Annotated in this window: 1 protein-coding gene; it reads right to left on the minus strand. The window is 65.2% G+C overall.

Translation table 11 applies throughout. The annotated features are described in order from the left end of the window. The coding region (locus tag EN893_RS37200) for a phosphoenolpyruvate hydrolase family protein (protein ID WP_164901557.1) at nucleotides 1-540 on the minus strand (540 nt) is incomplete at both ends.

Consider the following 540-nt stretch of genomic DNA (forward strand, 5'->3'; position numbering starts at 1 on the left):
ATCGCGGCTTCCGCCGGCAGCCGTTCCATCGAGCTGGCGCCATAGAAGCCGTGCAGGCCCTTGGCATGGGAGAGGATGTAGCGGGCGTCGTCGGGCATCGAGATCGGCCCGCCATGGCAAAGCAGGATGACGTCCTTGCGCACCGAGCGCGCGGCGTCGGCGATGGCATCGATCTCGACGATGCAGTCGTCGAGCGACTTGGCCGAGGTGGCGCCGATCGAGCCGCCTGTCGTCACACCCATATGGGCGACGACGATGTCGGCGCCGGCTTTTGTCATGGCGCGGGCCTCGTCGGGGTTGAAGACATAGGGCGTGGTCAAGAGATCGAGCTTGTGCGCCTCGGCGATCATGTCGACCTCGAGCCCGAAGCCCATGCCGGTTTCCTCGAAGCTTTGCCGCATGCTGCCGTCGAACAGGCCGATGGTGGGAAAGTTCTGCACGCCGGAAAAGCCCATGGTCTTCAGCTCTGCCAGCAGCAGCGGCATGATGACGAACGGGTCGGTGCCGTTGACGCCGGCCAGCACAGGCGTGTGTCTGACC

The organism is Mesorhizobium sp. M7A.F.Ca.CA.004.04.2.1, assembly GCF_004022825.1.
Lineage (GTDB): Bacteria > Pseudomonadota > Alphaproteobacteria > Rhizobiales > Rhizobiaceae > Mesorhizobium.